This is a genomic window from Priestia koreensis, from assembly GCF_022646885.1.
Lineage (GTDB): Bacteria > Bacillota > Bacilli > Bacillales > Bacillaceae_H > Bacillus_AG > Bacillus_AG koreensis_A.
In genome coordinates this window covers 2,677,128-2,696,891 of record NZ_CP061868.1, presented here as the reverse complement: position 1 = coordinate 2,696,891, position 19,764 = coordinate 2,677,128, and the positions used below count along the sequence as shown (strand labels likewise).

At 41.5% G+C, this 19,764-nt stretch carries 19 protein-coding genes and 1 riboswitch; of the genes, 14 read left to right on the top strand and 5 right to left on the bottom strand.

Annotated elements, in window-relative coordinates; all coding sequences use genetic code 11:
* From IE339_RS14065 to IE339_RS14025, 9 genes are all read left to right on the top strand, one after another.
* Window positions 1–561 (top strand): tyrosine-type recombinase/integrase, encoded by a 561-nt coding sequence (locus tag IE339_RS14065; protein WP_242168448.1) that lies wholly within the window; start codon window positions 1–3, stop codon window positions 559–561.
* Window positions 562–610: 49 nt separating this feature from the next.
* The gene (locus tag IE339_RS14060; protein ID WP_242168446.1) at window positions 611–1,108 is read left to right on the top strand and encodes a cation:proton antiporter regulatory subunit; all 498 of its coding nucleotides are present in this window, start codon (window positions 611–613) and stop codon (window positions 1,106–1,108) included.
* Between the two features lie 3 nt (window positions 1,109–1,111).
* Window positions 1,112–2,356: a cation:proton antiporter gene (locus tag IE339_RS14055; protein WP_053401122.1), complete on the top strand. Its 1,245-nt coding sequence runs from the start codon at window positions 1,112–1,114 to the stop codon at window positions 2,354–2,356.
* Between the two features lie 76 nt (window positions 2,357–2,432).
* Entirely contained in the window at window positions 2,433–2,720 is a 288-nt protein-coding gene (locus tag IE339_RS14050) for a hypothetical protein (RefSeq protein WP_242168444.1), read from the top strand.
* A 148-nt stretch (window positions 2,721–2,868) separates the two neighbouring features.
* Window positions 2,869–3,459: a TetR/AcrR family transcriptional regulator gene (locus IE339_RS14045; RefSeq protein WP_242168442.1), complete on the top strand. Its 591-nt coding sequence runs from the start codon at window positions 2,869–2,871 to the stop codon at window positions 3,457–3,459.
* Between the two features lie 16 nt (window positions 3,460–3,475).
* Window positions 3,476–4,678, top strand: coding sequence for an MFS transporter (locus IE339_RS14040; RefSeq protein WP_242176203.1), 1,203 nt, complete (start codon window positions 3,476–3,478; stop codon window positions 4,676–4,678).
* A gap of 77 nt (window positions 4,679–4,755) precedes the next feature.
* A complete protein-coding gene (locus IE339_RS14035; protein ID WP_242168440.1) occupies window positions 4,756–5,247 on the top strand; it encodes a GNAT family N-acetyltransferase in 492 nt (163 codons plus the stop codon).
* Between the two features lie 161 nt (window positions 5,248–5,408).
* Window positions 5,409–5,735: an ArsR/SmtB family transcription factor gene (locus IE339_RS14030; protein WP_336883456.1), complete on the top strand. Its 327-nt coding sequence runs from the start codon at window positions 5,409–5,411 to the stop codon at window positions 5,733–5,735.
* A gap of 119 nt (window positions 5,736–5,854) precedes the next feature.
* The gene (locus IE339_RS14025; protein WP_242168437.1) at window positions 5,855–6,790 is read left to right on the top strand and encodes an aldo/keto reductase; all 936 of its coding nucleotides are present in this window, start codon (window positions 5,855–5,857) and stop codon (window positions 6,788–6,790) included.
* Between the two features lie 233 nt (window positions 6,791–7,023).
* Here IE339_RS14025 and IE339_RS14020 read toward each other — a convergent pair whose 3' ends face one another.
* Together IE339_RS14020 and IE339_RS14015 are read right to left on the bottom strand one after the other, a co-directional pair.
* Entirely contained in the window at window positions 7,024–7,839 is an 816-nt protein-coding gene (locus IE339_RS14020; RefSeq protein ID WP_242168436.1) for a phosphatase PAP2 family protein, read from the bottom strand.
* Window positions 7,840–8,024: 185 nt separating this feature from the next.
* The gene (locus tag IE339_RS14015) at window positions 8,025–8,951 is read right to left on the bottom strand and encodes a hypothetical protein (protein ID WP_242168435.1); all 927 of its coding nucleotides are present in this window, start codon (window positions 8,949–8,951) and stop codon (window positions 8,025–8,027) included.
* A gap of 169 nt (window positions 8,952–9,120) precedes the next feature.
* Window positions 9,121–9,201, top strand: a riboswitch (glycine riboswitch).
* A gap of 164 nt (window positions 9,202–9,365) precedes the next feature.
* Between IE339_RS14015 and IE339_RS14010 the strand changes: the two genes are divergently transcribed.
* The 4 genes from IE339_RS14010 (at window position 9,366) to IE339_RS13995 (ending at window position 14,818) form a co-directional block, all read left to right on the top strand.
* Window positions 9,366–10,715 carry an amino acid permease gene (locus tag IE339_RS14010; protein WP_242168434.1) on the top strand — a complete coding sequence of 450 codons (1,350 nt, stop codon included), beginning with the start codon at window positions 9,366–9,368 and terminating at the stop codon, window positions 10,713–10,715.
* A 313-nt stretch (window positions 10,716–11,028) separates the two neighbouring features.
* Window positions 11,029–11,229 (top strand): cold-shock protein, encoded by a 201-nt coding sequence (locus IE339_RS14005; protein ID WP_053401112.1) that lies wholly within the window; start codon window positions 11,029–11,031, stop codon window positions 11,227–11,229.
* Window positions 11,230–11,453: 224 nt separating this feature from the next.
* Window positions 11,454–13,652: an arylsulfatase gene (locus IE339_RS14000; protein WP_242168433.1), complete on the top strand. Its 2,199-nt coding sequence runs from the start codon at window positions 11,454–11,456 to the stop codon at window positions 13,650–13,652.
* Window positions 13,649–14,818, top strand: coding sequence for an anaerobic sulfatase maturase (locus tag IE339_RS13995; protein ID WP_347342727.1), 1,170 nt, complete (start codon window positions 13,649–13,651; stop codon window positions 14,816–14,818). Before IE339_RS14000 ends, IE339_RS13995 begins: the two co-directional genes overlap by 4 nt.
* Before the next feature lie 17 nt (window positions 14,819–14,835).
* On the opposite strand, the gene IE339_RS13990 is transcribed toward IE339_RS13995, so the two are convergent.
* Together IE339_RS13990 and IE339_RS13985 are read right to left on the bottom strand one after the other, a co-directional pair.
* Entirely contained in the window at window positions 14,836–16,260 is a 1,425-nt protein-coding gene (locus tag IE339_RS13990) for a sodium:solute symporter family protein (RefSeq protein ID WP_242168431.1), read from the bottom strand.
* Window positions 16,257–17,576, bottom strand: coding sequence for an aspartate aminotransferase family protein (locus IE339_RS13985; RefSeq protein WP_242168430.1), 1,320 nt, complete (start codon window positions 17,574–17,576; stop codon window positions 16,257–16,259). Before IE339_RS13985 ends, IE339_RS13990 begins: the two co-directional genes overlap by 4 nt.
* Before the next feature lie 388 nt (window positions 17,577–17,964).
* Here IE339_RS13985 and IE339_RS13980 point away from each other — a divergent pair, with 388 nt between their 5' ends.
* Window positions 17,965–18,858 (top strand): LysR family transcriptional regulator, encoded by an 894-nt coding sequence (locus IE339_RS13980; protein WP_242168429.1) that lies wholly within the window; start codon window positions 17,965–17,967, stop codon window positions 18,856–18,858.
* A gap of 21 nt (window positions 18,859–18,879) precedes the next feature.
* Here IE339_RS13980 and IE339_RS13975 read toward each other — a convergent pair whose 3' ends face one another.
* On the bottom strand, window positions 18,880–19,629 hold the full coding sequence (locus IE339_RS13975; protein WP_242168428.1) for a gamma-glutamyl-gamma-aminobutyrate hydrolase family protein: 750 nt from the start codon (window positions 19,627–19,629) through the stop codon (window positions 18,880–18,882).
* Window positions 19,630–19,764: the final 135 nt, after the last annotated feature.

The window sequence follows — 19,764 nt, the reverse complement described above, 5'->3', positions numbered from 1 at the left end:
ATGGAATATGTAGAAGCATTTCGAGACATCAAACAGATTAACGCGATGAAGAGGTATTTAAAAAAGCACTCAGAGAGGGATTACGTGCTGTTTGTTTTTGGCATTAATACGGGGATGAAAATTACCGAAATGCTGGACATTCGAGTAGGAGAGCTAATGGAGGACGGGGAGCACGTTAAAACGTTTTATGAGTATCTACACCACGAGCAGCCGAAAGAAGTGTACCTCAATCAGAAAATCAAGCAGGCGGTGCTTCACTATATCCAGCACCGTGCGTTAACAGCAGAAGATTATCTATTCAAATCAGCTCGCACCAATAACCCCATTACTCGCCAGCAGGCGTACCGCATTGTCCATCAGGCAGCTGAAGCCATCGGATTTACAGGAAAGATCGGAACAAATTCCATGCGAAAAACGTTTGGCTATCATGCATATAAGCGGGGCGTTGCGATTTCCCTGTTACAAAAGATTTTTAATCACTCCACCCGTGCTGAAACGCTCAAATACATCGGGATTTCTAAAACCGAACATATTCGCACAGAAATTGATGTTAACCTGTGAACTTCTTAATTAGTGTCACATTACTTTAAAACTCAAGGAGGAAACGAGGATGAAAATTCGAGAAATCGAGCTTCCCGGCATTGGGAAAAAGTATGAAATTATTACTAAAAATGAAGAAAAGGTGGTCGTCATTATTCACGATGATGGACGACGAGATTTGTATCACTTTGAACAAGATCAGTTTGATGAGGCAATCTCAAGTCTGTCACTCGAAGATGAAGAGGCAAGGCAGCTTGCGGGTATTATCGGTGGAATGACGTATGCACCAAAAGCGCTAGAGACGATTGAGCTTGCGTTTGATGACTTAGTGATTGAATGGTTTAAAGTGCAAAGAGGAGCCGAAGCTGCAAATCACACGATAGGAGAGCTGAATATCAGACAGTCCTATGAGGTGAATATTGTTGCGATCATTAAAAAAAACTTAAAGAAAATCCACACGCCTGGACCTGAGACGCGTCTTGAAGTAGGGGACACGATCATTGTGTCTGGACAGCGCGATCAAGTAAAACGAATTGTAAAAGACATCTTATCTGGAAGGAGCGGATAATTTATGACAAATCATCTCGTTTTTGAAGTTGGCGTGGCGCTCGTATTAATTGCCCTTACAGCAGTTCTTGCTGGAAAATTAAAATTCTCCATTATCCCCTTTCTCATCCTAGTCGGGATGGCCGTTGGTCCTCATGCCCCCAAAATTGGCATTATTGATTTAACCTTTATTAAAAGCACCGAAATTATTGAGTTTTTCGGTCGGGTAGGGGTTCTATTCTTACTCTTTTACCTTGGACTCGAGTTTTCAGTCGGAAAATTGATTCGCTCCGGAAAATCAATTGTCGTTGGCGGCTCCATTTATGTTTCACTGAACTTTGTGTTAGGCCTTCTATACGGCTATCTTGTCGGATTTCCTACGATGGAAACGCTCATTATTGCCGGACTTTTAAGCGTATCGTCTAGTGCAATTGTCGCCAAAGTATTAGTTGATTTAAAACGAACGGCAAATTCCGAAACAGAATTAATTTTAGGGATTATTCTGTTTGATGATATCTTTTTAGCGCTATTCCTCTCCGTCATGTCGGGGCTGTTACTAGGTGGTTCAACGACCATTTTAGGTACGATCACCGCCGTTCTCATTTCATTAGGTTACATGCTTCTGTTCTTCATTATCGCACGAAAAGGAGCACCCATCCTCAACAAATTATTAAATATCAAATCAAATGAAATATTTATTCTCGTCATCTTTGCTGCGCTATTTTTAGTGGCTGGATTTTCAGAGAAATTGCACGTGGCAGAAGCAATCGGTGCATTGTTATTAGGGCTTGTGTTCTCTGAAACGGAGCATCGAAAGCGCATTGAGCACTTAGTCATTCCATTTCGGGATTTCTTTGGCGCCCTGTTTTTCTTTAGCTTTGGACTCAGCATTGATCCGCTGAGTTTAGGAGGTGCCATTTGGCTAGCCGTTGGTGCTGTGATCCTCACCATCCTTAGTAACTTTATAGCGGGAATGATCGCCGGAAGAAAGGCTGGATTATCACACAAGGCCGCTTCAAATATCGGCTTAACGATCGTTTCTAGAGGGGAATTTTCCATTATCGTTGCTAATCTTGGATTGATGGGTGGACTTATGCCAATCCTCAAACCGTTTACCGCCGTATATGTGCTTATGCTCGCGATTATTGGGCCATTGTTAACGAAAAACTCAAAAAATGTGTACGTACAGCTCAACAAATGGTTCAAATGGGAAACAAAAAAAGAACGAAAAACAAAGCCTATGAATCATCAGTCCCACCATATGGATTAAAAAGTAGCCGCATCGCTTTGCCACTTTCGGCAAGGTGATGCGGATCAACCAAATCCAGTAAAAGGAGGGAAGCGTCTTGGTAATGGAATTGGCTGTTGTCGGATTAACCTATATCACGCTTTTAGTTACGGCATATGTAGTTATCACGTACACCCAGGACGAACGAAATGCTCCTATATTAAGAAAAGCCTATCAAAACGCATACTCCATATTGGCGTTTAACTTTCTGATTGTCATTGCCCTCATTGAGCTGCCTCATCTCACCTTAAATAAACACATCACAAGCTATCTTCTCTTAATGAGTAAGCTCATTTCCGTCTTAACCTTAGCAGGAACGATCTTTTTGCTAACACGATATAAATGAACCATCATCCTCCATTACACCTCTGTTAATGGGGGATTTTTCTATTCATAGTAAAAGGAAGAATGATCCATACTCTAGTTACTTGCTCTTATTTGATTTATTTGGTAATATAACTGACGAACGTTCGTTAATTTGTGAGGTGATAAATGTGAAAAGCAACGAAATTAAAGAGGCGGCCCTAAAGTACTTTACGATTCACGGCTATGAGGGGGCGTCTCTTTCACAAATAGCAGAAGAAGTGGGGATGAAAAAGCAGTCGATTTATTCTCATTTCAAAGGGAAGGACGATCTTTTCTTACACGTGCTTCGCGATGCAAAGGAAACAGAGCTATCAACAAAGCTTCATTATTTCAGTACGGTCGATGACCAAAATCCCTATGATCATCTATCTGGATTTTTAAAACTCGTCGTGGATTTATTTCAACAAAATGAGCAGCTGAAATTTTGGCTTCGCATGTCGTTTTTTCCACCGGCACACCTTGAAGGAGCGATTCAAGACGAGGTAATTGATTTAGAACGAAAGGTGGAGGCGGTTCTAACCGAAAAGTTTCAGGCGTGGCTTGAAGTAGGCGAGATCGTGGCAGATCACGCAAAAACGCCAACGCTCGCATTTTTCGGCGTAGTCGACTCCATTTTACTCGAGCTTGTCTATGTGAACGATGAGCAGCGTCTACGAGATAAGCTAAAGGCCTCTTGGAGCGTATTTTGGAGAGGAATTTCACCACGAACAGCAGAATGAATGGAGGTGCTTCATGATGCACAAACGATTAAAAGAACAAAAAGCAGTCGTACTCATTCTTTTAAGTAACATTTTTATTGCCTTTCTCGGCATTGGACTCATCATTCCCGTTATGCCTTCATTTATGAATATGATGCATCTATCAGGACAAACGATGGGATATCTCGTTGCGGCATTCGCGTTCGCACAGCTCGTTATGTCACCCGCATCAGGGCGGTGGGTAGACCGTTATGGTCGTAAAAAAATGATTATTATTGGTCTTTTCTTGTTTGGCGTGTCAGAGATTATTTTTGGGATTGGAACACACGTCTGGATGCTTTATATTTCTCGCATACTTGGCGGTTTTAGCGCTGCTTTTATTATGCCTGGTGTGACGGCATACGTCGCAGACATTACGTCTCCACAGGAACGCCCAACGGCAATGGGCTACATTTCAGCTGCCATTAGTACAGGATTCATTATTGGACCTGGTATTGGCGGATTTATTGCGGAATATGGCATTCGTACACCGTTCTTTTTTGCAGGAGGAATTGCCTTTTTAGCCTGTATTTCCTCTATCTTTATGCTAAAAGAAACGCTCACAAAAGAACAGATGAAAGCAAGCATCTCAAAGGGAAAAGAAACGAACTTCTTCAGTGACTTTAAACGATCCTTTAAGCCACTGTATTTCATTGCCTTTGTGATTGTGTTTGTTTTAGCGCTCGGGCTTTCATCTTATGAAACCGTCTTTAGCTTGTTTTCAAATCGCAAGTTTGGCTTCACACCGCGAGACATTGCGATCATTATTACGGTAAGCTCTATTTTCGGCGTTATTTTTCAGGTCTTTCTTTTCGGAAAAATGGTCGAAAAAATGGGGGAGAAGAAGCTCATTCAACTCTGCCTCCTTATTGGCGTCGTACTCGCCGTTGCGTCAACGATTTTCTCAGGATTTTTCGTCATTCTAGCGATTACGTGCGTGATTTTCTTAGCTTTCGATTTACTCCGACCTGCACTTACGTCCTTTTTATCCAAATCAGCAGGGGAGGAGCAAGGGTTTATAGCCGGAATGAATTCGACATACACAAGTCTCGGGAACATTATCGGACCTGCGATCGGCGGTATTTTGTTTGATGTAAACTTAAACTATCCGTACCTTTTTGCCTCCGTCATCATGGCAATGGGGTTTGTGATTACGTTGATGTGGAAGGAACAAAAGCTAGGGAAAGAGCGGGCTTACTAGACAGGTCATAGGAATAATCCTATGACTGTTTTCATTTGCCGGGTACTATTATTCAAGAAAAAGAGAGGAGACAAAAAATGATTTTACGAAACGTGAGACCAACAGATTTAGAACAGCTGATGATCATTGAACAGGAGGGGTTCACACCAGAAGAGGCGGCAACAAAAGAAGCGATGACAGAAAGAATTCAGTTTATAGGGGATACCTTCCTTGTAGCCGAACAGGATGATATCATTCTTGGCTATATTAATGGTCCCATCATTCATAAACCATATATCACCGATGATCTGTTTGAAAAAATACAGAAAAACCCGAAGAGCGGAGGATATCAAAGCATCTTAGGATTAGCCGTTTCAAAAAGCGCTAGAAATCAAGGAGTAGCAAAGGTTTTACTACATAAAGTGGACGAGCTTGTGCAAGAAAATAAACGAGAAGGCATCACGTTGACGTGTAAAAAAGAGTTGGTCCCTTTTTATGAGAAATGCGGCTTTCACAACCACGGCGTATCCGATTCAGCGCACGGTGGGGTAACTTGGTATAATATGGTGAAGTTGAGAGAGCACCTATAACTACTAACTCAAGTGCAAATCATTCTTCTATAAACATTTTTGATCAAATCCTCATGTCGCAACGTTAACGGTTTGATACAGTTCTATAAATAAGTGGACTTACCTTTCTTAATCATCACGAGGCACCGTTTCCTAGACATTGACTTTGCCTCTAATATATAATGATACACATGAGAATACCTAATCATCCATCAGTAGAGAGTTTTCAGTTATCAAAAATTTTTCACGCCTTAAGCGAGCCTAATCGATTGCGTATCGTAAGAAGCATCGCAAGCAAAGGGGAAGAAGTATGCACGTACTATTCTTATGAATTTAATATTGCGAAGTCTACTGTTTCTCACCACATAAAAACGCTGAGAGAAGCTGGAATAATTAAAGTACGTGTAGACGGTTCTCAACATTTTTATTCGATTAGAATGGAGGATTTAAACAATAGATTTCCGGGGTTGATGGAGACCATATTGTCAATCAACTCCGAGTTTTACTAAAAAGTTCTAGTTAAACTAGAACTTTTTTTGTTGTCATGAAAAACATACTGTGATATGATCCTAAAAGTTCGATGAAATTAGAACACTAGAACAAACGAATAAAAACTTGGAGGAAAAAAATGAAAAAAGTTACTTTAAAGAAAGCTCAATTAGAAGTTACCCAAATAGGACTTGGAACAAATGCAGTTGGGGGTCACAATTTATTCAATAATTTGGATGAAGAACAAGGAAAAGAAATGGTGAGAGAAGCCTTAAATATTGGAATTACTTTTGTTGATACGGCAGACGTCTATGGATTTGGAAGATCTGAAGAGCTAGTTGGTCAAGTTATAAAAGGAAAGCGTTCTGAACTTCAACTTGCTACTAAAGGAGCTGTAGAAAAGTTAGCTGACAATACGACTAGAATTAACAATCGTCCAGAGTATCTACGCAAAGCGGTAGAAAATAGTTTGAAACGTTTAGAAACGGATTATATTGATTTATATTATTTACATTATCCTGATAATGAAACGCCTCTAGTTGAGGCGATTGGCGAACTGTCAAAATTAAAAAAAGAAGGAAAGATTGGAGCTATTGGTGTTTCAAATGTTAACTTGGAGCAGTTAACAGAAGCCAATGAACACGAAGAAGTTGATGTTATTCAATCACCTTATAATATGCTCGATCGATCTGCTGAGAAAGATCTATTGCCTTATACTCGAGCGCATAATATTTCATTCGTTCCTTATGGGCCTTTAGCTTTTGGGATCTTAGGTGGGAAATACACGCCGTCTTTAAATTTACAAGAAGGAGATTGGAGAAAAGATGAAGCGTTATTCCAGCCAGAAACATTTAAAGATGTTCTACATAAGGTGGAGCAATTAAAAGAAATGGCCCATGCTAAAAACGCAGGCTTGTCACATTTGGCTTTAGCATGGTTATTGGCTCAAGACGGAATTGATACAGTTATACCAGGTGGAAAACGAGCTGATCAAGTAAAAGATAATGCGATCGCAGATACATTAACATTGTCTGTACAAGACTTAGCAAGAATCGAGAAAATATTGAATCAGTAAACGCCATAGAGAAATCGGTAATATTTATAGTAGAGTTATAACAGATAATTAATATTATTTGCTGAATTGGTTACGTTTAGAATAAAACAATGACTAACATGCTCTGTAATGAAATGGGCTTCTGCCATACTTATAGAGCATGTTTAATTTTGAATCACCACGATTAGTAGCTTGGATTCTAGAAATCAATATAGGCTTAATTGAATCATACAAAAAAGATCATAGGAATTACCCTATGATCTTTCACTTAACACTGCTTTCGTCTTAACATTTGAACGTGAATGCTTGCGTTTGGCGTAAAGAACGAAAATCCAGTCAACGAGTTTGACCGTTCCGTAACCGAGCAATAAGCCGCCTAGTAGGTCAATAATCCAATGAATTTCAAGGTAAAGCGTGGAGAAGATGACGAGCGTACAGTAAGACACCATCGTCCATTTAAAAATCGGTCCCTTTTCACGAAGGGCAAGAAGCAAGATTGCAAAGGAAACGGATGTATGCATGCTTGGGAAGCAGTTTTGCACCGTCGTTAGCAGATCATCACCCGTAAGACCTCTTGCCATGCCATCTGGATGACCTTTTACGTACCAAACTTCCTGCAATAAAAACATAACGTAAAAGGGTGTGATAATCGGAAGCTGAAGTAGGTGACTTGATAGCGTATAGCGCACCATTTTCCCTACATTTTTTGTGAAGAAGCTGCGCGTAACTGCGGCTGCCCAGCTTAATACAAAACCGTAATGGTAGATCCATCTCATAAAAATGGTAAGAGCCTCTGGCTGATACAGTCGGAAAATCGCTCCGTCATTGAACGGAATCGAATTAAAGAGCGCATTTAAATTCCAAATATGCGAGTTATTTAAAAAGGACTGCAGAACCCAATCCCAAAATGCCGAACCGTTTAGAAAACAAATCCCTAAAATGACGATTAGTCCAATTCCCATTGGAAGGAATTTTCGCCACTCCATCTCAGTTTGATCTTTTTTATAATCGATCAATAAAATAATCATTAATCCAAACGTTAAGCTAATGTTTAAAATCCAATTTCCCATCCAGAAAAATCCCCCTCTCTAGATGTCATTCTCTATGTATTTATTAGGTAAAAGGATTGTTTCAGACCACTATAATCATAAGAGCCTGCTTTACATAAATTAGCACCATCTTACATAGTAGTCCTTATTGGGAAAAAGCACAACTGATAGGTGTGGTAAAAAGGATTTTTCCTTTTTACTACCGTTCAAGCAGAAGCTGTAAATCTTTTTTTCAGTCGAATGCCACCGAAAATCAGCAACAGAAGCGTGATCAACACCATAATTCCATAAATTTCGAGCTTTCTAATGTAAAAAAACAAGTTTGAAATGCTGAAGTTGTCTTCGATGTGTATGCTGTAAGGAGAGCCTTTTGGATAATGAACCGTAACATGGTCTTGATGATTGTGATAGATGTTAGGCGTTACTTCTTTGGTGAGATAGACAGGAGTACCATTTTCATCTGTAAAGGAAAGCGCCAAGTAATAGTAGTCGGTTTCATATTTTCTTCTGCCGACGTCCTCATAGCGATCCACAATGGTCGCTTCAGTGGCTTGTTGATTTCCGCTGTGAGCACTAAATGTATGAACAAGTGATTTCCCAAGCGATACATACCCAATGGCAAATAGTACGGATGCGATCGCAATCAAAATAGTGGCGAAAATTCTAAGCACCCACCGATCATGCTTTGTCGCCCACTCATTAAAGGCAGGAATACGAAGTAGCTGATAAAACACATAAAACAGGGGGTAGACGAGAAAAATACCGAGAAAAATGAGGTGTTCATAGATCAAACTTTTCGCATCTTCATCGCTAAATATGGAAACCGTTTTGTTTCCTTTAATCTCATCGCCTTTGTTTACGTGTTGAAATACGTCCTTTGGAACTTCAGTAAGCGCATCTTCATTGCTATCGAACGTCAGCTTTTCTTCAGCTCCAGCCTTTAGTACCGCAAAATACGTATTCTTGTTAAACAAATCACGGAACACTACTTTTTCTTGGACAACCACCGTTGTCTTTTCATCCTTTTGGTGTTTGTATATATCATATAATTGAGTAGCTTGATCTGTGCTTAGCGAACTAAGTACAATAAATGCAACAAACCCGAGCAGATGCTTTCCTATTTTTTTTAGCACGTCGATTTTTCATCCCTTCTTTCTAAAAAATTGGATTGGGGTAAAAGCATGCTTATTGACAAAATTATCTGTTACTATTAGAATAACAAACTATCCGAACATCAAAAAACGTTTTACAAAAAAATGTATAGTTTAGAAGGCTATGATTGCTATGGATCATCCTATAGCAGGAGCAGCTTCTGGAGAGACCGCATTAGTTTTGCGGCGCCGAAGGGTTCATTATCTCAGGCAAAAGGACAGAAAGGTATCGAATATTTATTTGTTGTACTTATAAAAGCTAGCACGACAAACTTTATTTGTTATTCTTAATGCCCGCGAGATTGGACAATTCCAATCTCGCTTTTTTTATTCATCTCCATTTTTTGCTCATCATTTCACATTCGGAAATTTAAGCAGTAGTAGGAGGAAATAATTTTGGCACAACAAGAATTAAAGAGGGAGCTATCCAATCGCCACGTTCAGCTGATTGCAATCGGGGGTACCATTGGAACCGGATTGTTTTTAGGATCCGGTAAGGCGATTCAAACGGCAGGTCCCTCGATCATCTTTGCGTATTTAATCGTTGGAATCGCGCTCTTTTTCGTTATGCGAGCGCTGGGAGAGCTGCTGTTATCAAAAGCCGGCTATCAGTCTTTAACCGATATTGCCGAAGAATACCTAGGCCCATGGGCTTCATTCGTTACCGGGTGGACGTACTGGTTTTGCTGGATTATGACGGCCATGGCAGACGTGATCGCCATTGGAGTGTACGTAAAATATTGGTTTAATGTCCCGCAGTGGATTCCCGCTCTAATCGCATTAGTCGTGTTATTAGGATTAAATCTCCTAACAGTAAAGCTGTTTGGAGAGCTTGAATTTTGGTTTGCACTCATTAAAATTATAACTATTCTTGCACTAATCGTGCTTGGGGTTGTTCTGCTTGTCATGGGCTTTAAAACGAGCGCAGGGCAGGTAACGCTTCAAAATCTTTGGTCACACGGTGGGCTCATGCCAAACGGAATTTCAGGCTTTTTACTTTCCTTTCAAATGGTCGTATTCGCTTACGTAGGGGTCGAACTAGTAGGCGTGTCCGCATCTGAAACGTCTAGTCCAGAAAAAAACATTCCGTCTGCGATCAATAAAATTCCGCTTCGAATTTTGTTTTTCTATATCGGCTCACTCGTTGTATTACTATTCATTAATCCGTGGACAGGTCTTGATGCGAGTCAAAGTCCGTTTGTCAAAACGTTCCGCCTCGTAGGCATTCCGCTTGCTGCAGGGATCATTAACTTTGTGGTGCTAACGTCAGCGGCTTCAGCCTGCAATAGCGGTTTGTTCTCAACAAGTCGCATTCTTTACAACTTAGGGAAAAATAATCAAGGCCCGAAATCGTTTAGCAAATTAAACAAAAATCACGTACCGAGCAATGCGCTGCTCGTATCGACGATTGTTTTATCGGTAGGAGCGTTATTAAGTAAACTGATTCCTGATCAAGCCTTCAGTATCGTCACAACTATTAGTGCAATTTGCTTCATTTGGGTATGGGGCGTGATCCTTGTTTGTCACATTCGCTATAAAAAAATGCGTCCGGAGCTTCATCAACAATCAACGTTTAAAGCTCCGTTTACACCGTTTATTAACTACGCGGTGCTTGCTTTCTTTGTCGGTGTTCTTGTAATCATGCTGTTCTCAAATGAAACGCGTCTGGCTCTTTTACTTACGCCAGTGTGGTTTATCATTCTGCTCGTCATTTATTGGAGTAGAAGGGAAAAACAGCTTACTTAAAAAGAAGGTAGGAGGGCAGGCTCATCTATGACTAGTGGGCCTGCCTTTTTTATGAGAAGATCGTTCATTATTTAAATAAGGTAGAAGAAATTGATATGAATGCTTGATCAGACAAGTAAAAATGACTAAAGAAAAAAACAAAAGCATTTCTCTAGTTGCTATTAATTCTACTCTATGTTACACTACAGTTAACTTATTTTTGTTCGGTATATTGAGAAAAGAAAAAACTGGTTAAAAGTTTTATCTTGAAATAGTATGTTTGGGCAAGATTTGTAATACATTTGTGGATTATTCCACAGCAGGAGGAAACATTATGACACAAGGTACAGTAAAATGGTTTAATGCAGACAAAGGTTTCGGTTTCATCGAAGTTGAAGGCGGAGACGATGTATTCGTACATTTCAGCGCTATCCAAGGTGAAGGTTTCAAATCATTAGAAGAAGGTCAAAAAGTTACTTTTGACATCGAGCAAGGTCAACGCGGAGCACAAGCTGCTAACGTTAACAAAGCATAATAAAACAAAAGAGACTCCTTTATGGGAGTCTTTTTTTGTTTGCCACGGAAATTCAGTATAAAGTCATTGTAGTAGCTGAGACATCCCTGATGGGCTATGCTAATTAATAGAATGAGGGGAGGCTTTCCTTTGCAAAAGGGGGAAGCCTCTTCATAATTCTCTTCAATTCCTAATATATTTCTTATAATGAATCACTGTGAATATAAGGAAAGCTGGTGTGCATCATGACTCATTCACGCGAGAAAAAACAGATGAATGTCATTTACATTGTGCTTGATGATGTAGGCTATTCAGCGCTAGGATGCTACGGATCAGAAATTAAAACACCACATATCGATTCACTTGCATCTAATGGGCTTCGCTACAATAACTTCACCGTAACACCTCTTTGTTCACCGACGCGCGCTTGTTTGCTAACAGGGCGAAACTGTCATTCAGTTGGAGTCGGCGTCATCACGGAAATCGATTGGGGACCAGAATACCCAAATAAACGGGGGAAAATCTCCGATGCTGCCGCTACGCTTGCACAAATTCTGCAATTAAACGGCTTTGCTACGTATATGACTGGAAAATGGCATCTCGTCCCAGGTCATGAGTCGGCTTCAAGCGGCCCATTTGACAACTGGCCGCTTGCAAAAGGCTTTGACCGCTACTACGGATTTTTACTTGGAATGACCGATCAATACTCACCAGACTTAGTCTATGATAACCACCGAGTTGAAAAGCCGAAAGAAGAAAACTACCACCTGTCAGAGGATCTTGTCGATCATTCCATCGATTTTTTAACCGATCACTTGTCCGTTACCCCGAATCGTCCGTTTTTCCTTTATTTAGCCTTCGGCGCTCAGCATGAGCCACATCAAGTGCCAAAGCCATACATTGAACGTTATGACGGAATCTATGATAAAGGCTGGGATGAACTACGCAAGGAGCGGTTCGCGCGTCAGCAAAAACTTGGAATTGTACCGCCAAACACGGAGCTTGTCGATCGTAACCCTGGTATTAAAGCGTGGGATACGCTGACGGACGATGAAAAGAAGCTGTTTGTGAAGTTTCAGCAGACATACGCGGGTTTTCTCACTCATACCGATGAGCAAATTGGACGCTTACTAACATTTTTGAACGATCACAACCAGCTTGAGAATACGATGATCGTGCTGATTTCAGATAATGGAGGAAGTCAAGAAGGGAATTGGAACGGCTCCATTAATGATACGGCGTACTTTAACGGGATAGAAGAGAGCGTCGCGGAAATGCTGCCACATATAGATGAAATTGGAGGGCCTTCTAGTAGCGCGAACTATCCGAAAGGGTGGGCACAGGTAGCGAACACGCCGTTTAAGTTTTATAAGCAGGATACGTTCTACGGTGGTACACACGTGCCCCTTATTATTCAGTGTCCTCCGGCTATTTCTGACCCAGGAACGGTCCGATCACAGTTTTACCATGCCATTGACATTACACCAACCGTTTTAGATCTTTTAGGTATCCAAGCACCTCCGATGGTGGACGGCGTGCTGCAGATGCCATTTCACGGTGTCAGCATGCGCGATACGTTCACGAAACCAACCGTTCCATCTAATCGACACGTGCAGTATTTTGAAATGCTCGGACATCGTGCCATTTGGCAGGAGGGATGGGTGGCCGTCACGTATCATACCGACGGGACGCCGTTTGATCAAGATCAGTGGGAGCTTTATCATGTGGAGCGTGATTTTTCACAAAAATACAATGTCGCAAAAGCATACCCTGAAAAACTGAAGGAGTTGATTGCGCTTTGGTGGGAGCAGGCGACGAAATATGACGTACTACCGCTTGATGATCACCCATATCGAAAAGGGTATGAGGGACTTCAAGAAGGGCGAACAATGTTTACGTTTTACCCAGGAATGGCTCATTTGCCAACGGCTGCCGCACCGAAAATTACGCTAGCCTCATACTCGATTACGATTCCGATTTTCCGTTCAACAAGCGCAGATCAAGGAGTTCTTCTCGCACACGGTAACTTCTCAAGCGGCTACACGATCTATATAAAGGATAACTACGTGTTTTATGAATACGATTACGTTGGAACCGTCTATCAGCTAAAGTCTAGCAAACCTGTTCCTGTCGGTGCGTCTGTTGTTTCGTTTGAGTTTCGCCGCGAGCTTCTAATGAAGGGGCGAGGCAAGCTATACGTGAATGACGAGGAGGTGGGCACGCTTTTTATGCCACGAACGCTGCCATTCACGATTTCCGTTGAAGGGATGGACGTGGGGCAGGATCGTCTTACTCCAGTAAGCAAACATTACCCGACTCCTCACTTTCCGTTTACAGGAAAAATCGAAAAAGCCGTGATCAAAATTTTGGAAGCGCCGTTTTCAAAGACACCACCAGCGCAGAGTATTCGCGTTCAAGTAAACGAGACGGTGTTTTATTTATAAAAGGAGGTACGCTTATCCATCCCTTTCATCTGCTTGTTAAACCGACGGGGCCCATTTGTAACTTGAACTGCGAGTATTGTTATTACACGAAAAAAGAAAGCGATTATCCGAGCGGACACGTTTTTAAAATGTCTGACTCCATACTAGAATCCTATATCCAGCAATACATTTCTTCACAGCCTACAGGCGAGGTAACGTTCGCCTGGCAGGGAGGGGAGCCGACGTTAATTGGACTTCCTTTTTTTGAGCGAGCAGTCGCTCTTCAAAAAAAATATGCAAACGGGAAAAAGATCGTCAACACCTTACAAACAAACGGCACGCTTCTTAATGACGAATGGTGTGCGTTTTTAGCGAGACATCAGTTTCTCGTAGGCCTGAGCCTTGACGGACCGGAGCATATTCATAATCAATATCGGCTTGACCACGGGGGACAACCCACGTTTAGGAAAGTTATGAACGCCCTCGGGCTACTGAGAAAACATGGGGTAGAGGTAAATATTTTAACGTGCGTGACGAAGACATCTGCTTATCAAGCAAAAGAGATTTATCACTTTCTACAAGAACAAGACATTGAGTTTGTTCAGTTTATTCCAGTGGTTGATCGTGTAGGAGGAGAGTCCGTAACGGATTGGTCGGTGGAGCCTCACATGTACGGAGAGTTTTTAATCAACGTGTTTAACAAATGGATCAAACATGATGTTGGCAAACGGTTTGTCATGAACATTGAATGGGCCTTAGCTTCCTGGATGGGAATGGCCTCTCCTATTTGCATTTTTTCCGAAACATGTGGGAACGCCGTTGTGATGGAACATAACGGAAACCTTTATTCATGTGATCACTTCGTTGAAAAAGAGCACTATTTAGGTAACATTCAGCATGGATTAGTAGAAGCGGTATCGTCAACAAAACAACAACGATTTGGAGAAAATAAGTCAGCGCTGCTTCCGACAGCCTGTCAAGAATGTGAGGTACGCTTTGCCTGTCACGGAGAGTGCCCAAAGAACCGATTTGTTCAAACTGAAGGAGATGAACCCTACCTCAACTATCTTTGTCCTTCGTATAAGGCCTATTTTACGTATATTGATCCTTATATGAGAGAGATGAGAGACTTGATTAAAAGTGGAAAACCCGTTCATCACATAAACAAAACCCGCACCTCTCCTTAACGAGATGCGGGTTTATGTTATTTTTTATAGCTGTATGTTTCACGCGTGCTTCTCGTTTGAAAGATCTTTGTTTTACGAGCAGGTGTCAGAACCGTTACGCCGACTAAAACGACAAGGCCAGTGACTAGACCATAGATAATTGGCCACGTAGACGAAATGCCATATATACCAAACGTAGCAAAAATAATGAGGGTACTGCTAATAATCGCATAAAAGGCTGCTTCACTCGTCACGCGCTTCCAGTACAACCCGACGACAAGCGGTACGAAAATGGCGCCTGATAGAATCGCATACGCCATATCAAGCGCAACGAGAATGTTTTGAATCCATAATGAAAAGATAACAGAGAGTAGCCCAAGTACAATTGTGACGATACGAGACGTCTTAATGACGGAGCGACCATCCATATCTTTTTTGATATACACTTTAATAATGTCATTTGTAATGAGCGTTGCAGAAGCAAAGATCGCTCCTGACGCATTAGACATGAGCGCTGAACAAACGCTCGCAAGCACAAGACCAAGAAGACCAGGTGGTAAAATCGTGAGTGCGAGACTTGTAAAAGCAGACTGTGAGTTGTCAAGATTCGGTAGTAAAACGAGCGCACACATGCCAACTATACTAAGAGCCACTGCATAAAATACGCTATATAAACCAGCGGAAACCGCGCTCTGCTTCATAACCTTTTGACTTTTAGCGGTAAACACACGTTGCCAAATGTCCTGTGAAACAATTAACCCGAAGAAATACAAGAGGAAATATTGAAAAATCTGTCCCCATCCGATGTTTGTAAGGCTTCGATGCGTGTCAGGCACTTTCTCAAATAAAGCCGTTAACCCTCCAACATGATCCACGCTGTAAGGGAGCATGATGAAGAAAACACCGACCGTCATGACGATAAATTGAATAATATCGGTTAAGGTAATGCTCCACATACCGCCTAATACCGTATAGAAAAACACGATGCCTCCTCCGATGAACATCGAAGACGTCACAGACCATCCGAGTAGAACGTGAATGACGTTGCCCATCCCAATGACCTGCGTAACAACAATCATTAACGTATAAATGGCCGTCACAATAGCGCTAATAAGCTGTGTACCTTCACCAAAACGCTTTCCAAGCAGCTGGCTGATGGTAAACACATCGTATCCGCCAATTTTATTAACGACAAACAATCCTAAACCAGCAATTCCTAATCCCATCATCGATACAAACCAAAAGCCAGAAATCCCAAAATCATATCCGAGAGTCGTAGACCCCATCGTTGCCGCGCCGCCAATAATTACCGCCGCTAAGCAGCCAACGTGTCGAAAATAACCTAACCGACTTCCGGCAAGTAAAAAATCTTTTTCCGATTTCGCTTTTTTTATGCCGATCACGCCAATGATCATTAAAAGAGCAAAGTAAAACACTAAGACAATCGTATCAAGTGTATTCATTTTATAACCCCCACGCGAAGCTCTCGCTCATATTCCACAATCGCCTCTTCTAAAAGGGAAATTCCCCATTCCAGATGGTCACGATCAATCGTAAGAGGTGGCATCATGCGAATGACTTCGCCTTTATTTCCACTTAGGTATAAAATAAGCCCCTTGTCTAAGCACTTATGAAGGATGTTCATTAACCCGTCACCGTTTGGCTCTCCGGTTTCAGGATGGATAATTTCAATTCCAAGCATAAGTCCAATGCCTCTTACTTTGCCAATGACCGTATGTTTTTCTTGAAGTGCCTGTAATTTTGTTAATGCATAGTCACCTTGAATTCGAGCATTTTCCACTAGACCTTCGTCTTTTAACACATCAATCGTTGCACAAGCTGCCGCACATGCGACCGGATTTCCACCAAACGTTGTGCTGTGACTGCCAATGGTCCATTGCTCCATCAATTCCTTTGAAGCGACGGTTGCACTGAGTGGAAGGCCGCTTGCGATACCTTTCGCAATGGCCATAATATCTGGCACAACCCCAAAACGATTTGCCGCAAACCAGTCCCCAGTTCGTCCGAACCCGGTTTGAACCTCATCAAAGATTAATAGTATCCCGTGCTCATCACAGATTTCACGAATTTTTTCGAGCCATGCTTTTGGTGGAATGACATATCCACCTTCACCAAGAACCGGCTCTAAAATAACGGCAGCTACCTCATCAGGTGAAACTTGATGATCAAACAAACGCTGAAAATCCTCTTCGACGTGCTGAGACCAATAGACGTCATGATCCATTCCATGTGGTGTTTCTGAAACCTGTGCATACGGAAGTTGATACGTCATGCCTGCTCCAACAGGCAGGCTTTTACGATACTTGCTTTTTGACGTTGTTAAGCTAAGAGCACCCATTGTTCTTCCGTGAAAGCCGCCAATGAATGACACTACGTAGGAACGCTTCGTTACATGACGTGCCAGCTTCACCGCTCCCTCAATCGCTTCTGCTCCGCTGTTGCCAAAAAAGAAGCAATCAAGAGGAGAGGGAAGGATTCCTTGCAGTTTCCGAGCAAGGGTCAAAATAGATTCATAGTTAATAATGCCGATTGGTCCATGCAAAAGCTCGTCAACTTGCTTTTTAATTGCCTCTACTACCTTAGGATGACGATGTCCTGTGTTTTCCGTTGCAATGCCTGATGTGAAGTCCAAATATTTTTTCCCGTCTGCTCCTATGTAAAAGAAACCTTCTGCTTTTACAACGGGAAGGTTAGGAAAGTCCTTTGCCATTGTCGGTGCTAATAAGCCTTCTTCGTTAATCGTGTTCCAATCAATCATATCAATTCCTCTTTTCTGCGAGATCATTTTATGTTGAGAAAAGATTACTATAGTTTCAAATAACGCTCAAACCCCAACTATAAAGAAATCTTATAGGAAAAGATAACCAAAATGGTCCTTTTCACTTCTAAATGATGAAAAGGAGGGGGAATAGAGGGGAAAAAGGTCGAATAAGTAACGAAAGAGTTGGATTATGTACGCAAAAGCAAAGATTTATAGATATACCGATACATCTAATAAAAATGAATAATTAAAAAATTTTATAGATTAAAAAGACATGTTAAAATAGCTTAAAATCCTTGTATATGAACTTTTTATAATTTTTGATAGTAAAAATTTCAAAAGGATAAATGTATGAATATTCATCATGAGAGAATGGGGTGATCGCATGGAACTTCGACATTTAAAAACGTTTCAAATCGTAGCAGAAGAATTAAATATCACAAGAGCTGCCAAGCGATTAAAATATACACAGCCGACCATTACGCTTCAAATTCAAGCATTAGAAAAAGAGCTGAATCATACGCTTTTGACACGAGTAGGAAAAAAAACGATGCTTACGACAAGCGGAGAGCGATTAAAGCAGCATGTTGATCAAGTATTTACGTTAATGGACAAGATGGAACGTGACATGGAAGCACTCCGCGGCCCATCAGGTGTTTTGACGATTGCTGCATCTGAATATTATTGCCGACAGTATTTACACCCACTCGTCAAGCAATTCGCCGCTGATCATCCTGATGTCAAAGTGAGCATTTTGCCTCTCAATAGCGTTCATGCGCTGCAAAGCATTCGAGATCGTGTCGCCGATATTGCCATTATTGCCAGTGAATGCGGTGAAGTAGATATTCAGCAAACGTTTCTTGAAGAAGAGCCTACGTTTTTAGTCGCTTCGTCACACATTGCAAAAAATAAAAGTTTTGCTGATATCATAAGCTCGTATCCGTTCATCTCGTATAATGATGATTGCAGCTTTAGCGCGATTAGCCACCATTACTTTCAAACACGTAAAATAGAGCCACAGTCCATAATTACAGTTGGTGGAAGTGACGAAATGATCAAACAAGCGGTACTGAACAACGTTGGCTATGCTATTTTAGGAGCGGATATTTTAAAAAATGAACTGCGAGAGGAAACTATTACGATCCTTGAGAAAGTGAATGAACCCATTGTGACGTCCGCTATTCACTTAAAGATCCGAGCAGACGAGACCAACATTCGAACGTTTACAGCGTTTCTACAAAGGGAGTGGCTAACTGTTCAAGAGAAGCTTCTTGTTTAAGAAAAAAACGAGCCAGCGCGATTAGCTAAGCGCTTGACTCGTTTTTTTTGCCTGTTCGACGTGGTTCATAAAGAGTTTAAATAAATGAAGCATCGATTCATGCTCTTTTGCCATCATTTCAGGATGCCACTGTACGCCCACAACAAAGGATTCTCCCTGCTTTTCAATGGCCTCAATGACACCGTCCTTTGCCCATGCTGAAGCTATAAATCCAGGAGCTACGTCTTTGATCGCCTGATGATGAAACGAGTTAATCAGCGTTTCAGAACCAAAGAGAGTATGTAAATGGCTTTCTTCTAAAATCGTAATGGAGTGAGAGGGATCGCTTGTGTTTTTGTATTGATCATGTTTCACAAATGAGCCTTCCACATCTGATAAATCCTGATAAAGAGTGCCACCATAAGCCACGTTCAGAATTTGTAAGCCGCGGCAAATCGCCAATACAGGCTTTCTTTGTTGGATGACGTGCTTTAGCAAAAGCTCCTCAGATCGATCTCTTGCCAAGAATGGTGAGCCTGTTTTAGTCGTTGGTTCTTCGCCATATAAAAGAGGGTTAACGTCTTGGCCACCTGATAAAATTAGACCATCAATCTGATCGGCCTGTGCTTTAATCATGTCTTCGTTCTCTAACACGGGTAAAATAACGGGTACACCGCCGCTTAATGCCGCTGATTCAATGTAATCATTGTTTACATACGCCCGCTTATAGCCAGGAAAGCGGCCTCCCTCGTCAACAATAATACTTCCTGATATCCCAATTAAAACGCTCATCGTATTCAATCTCCCTTTCTGCTTGCTGTTTGATTCCTGTGTAGGAGAGGTTTAAAACAAACCATTCTTCTAATTATAGTCGGATTTACATATTTGACAAGGGAAGGGTATTCATTCTTTCTAGTCTACGCAACT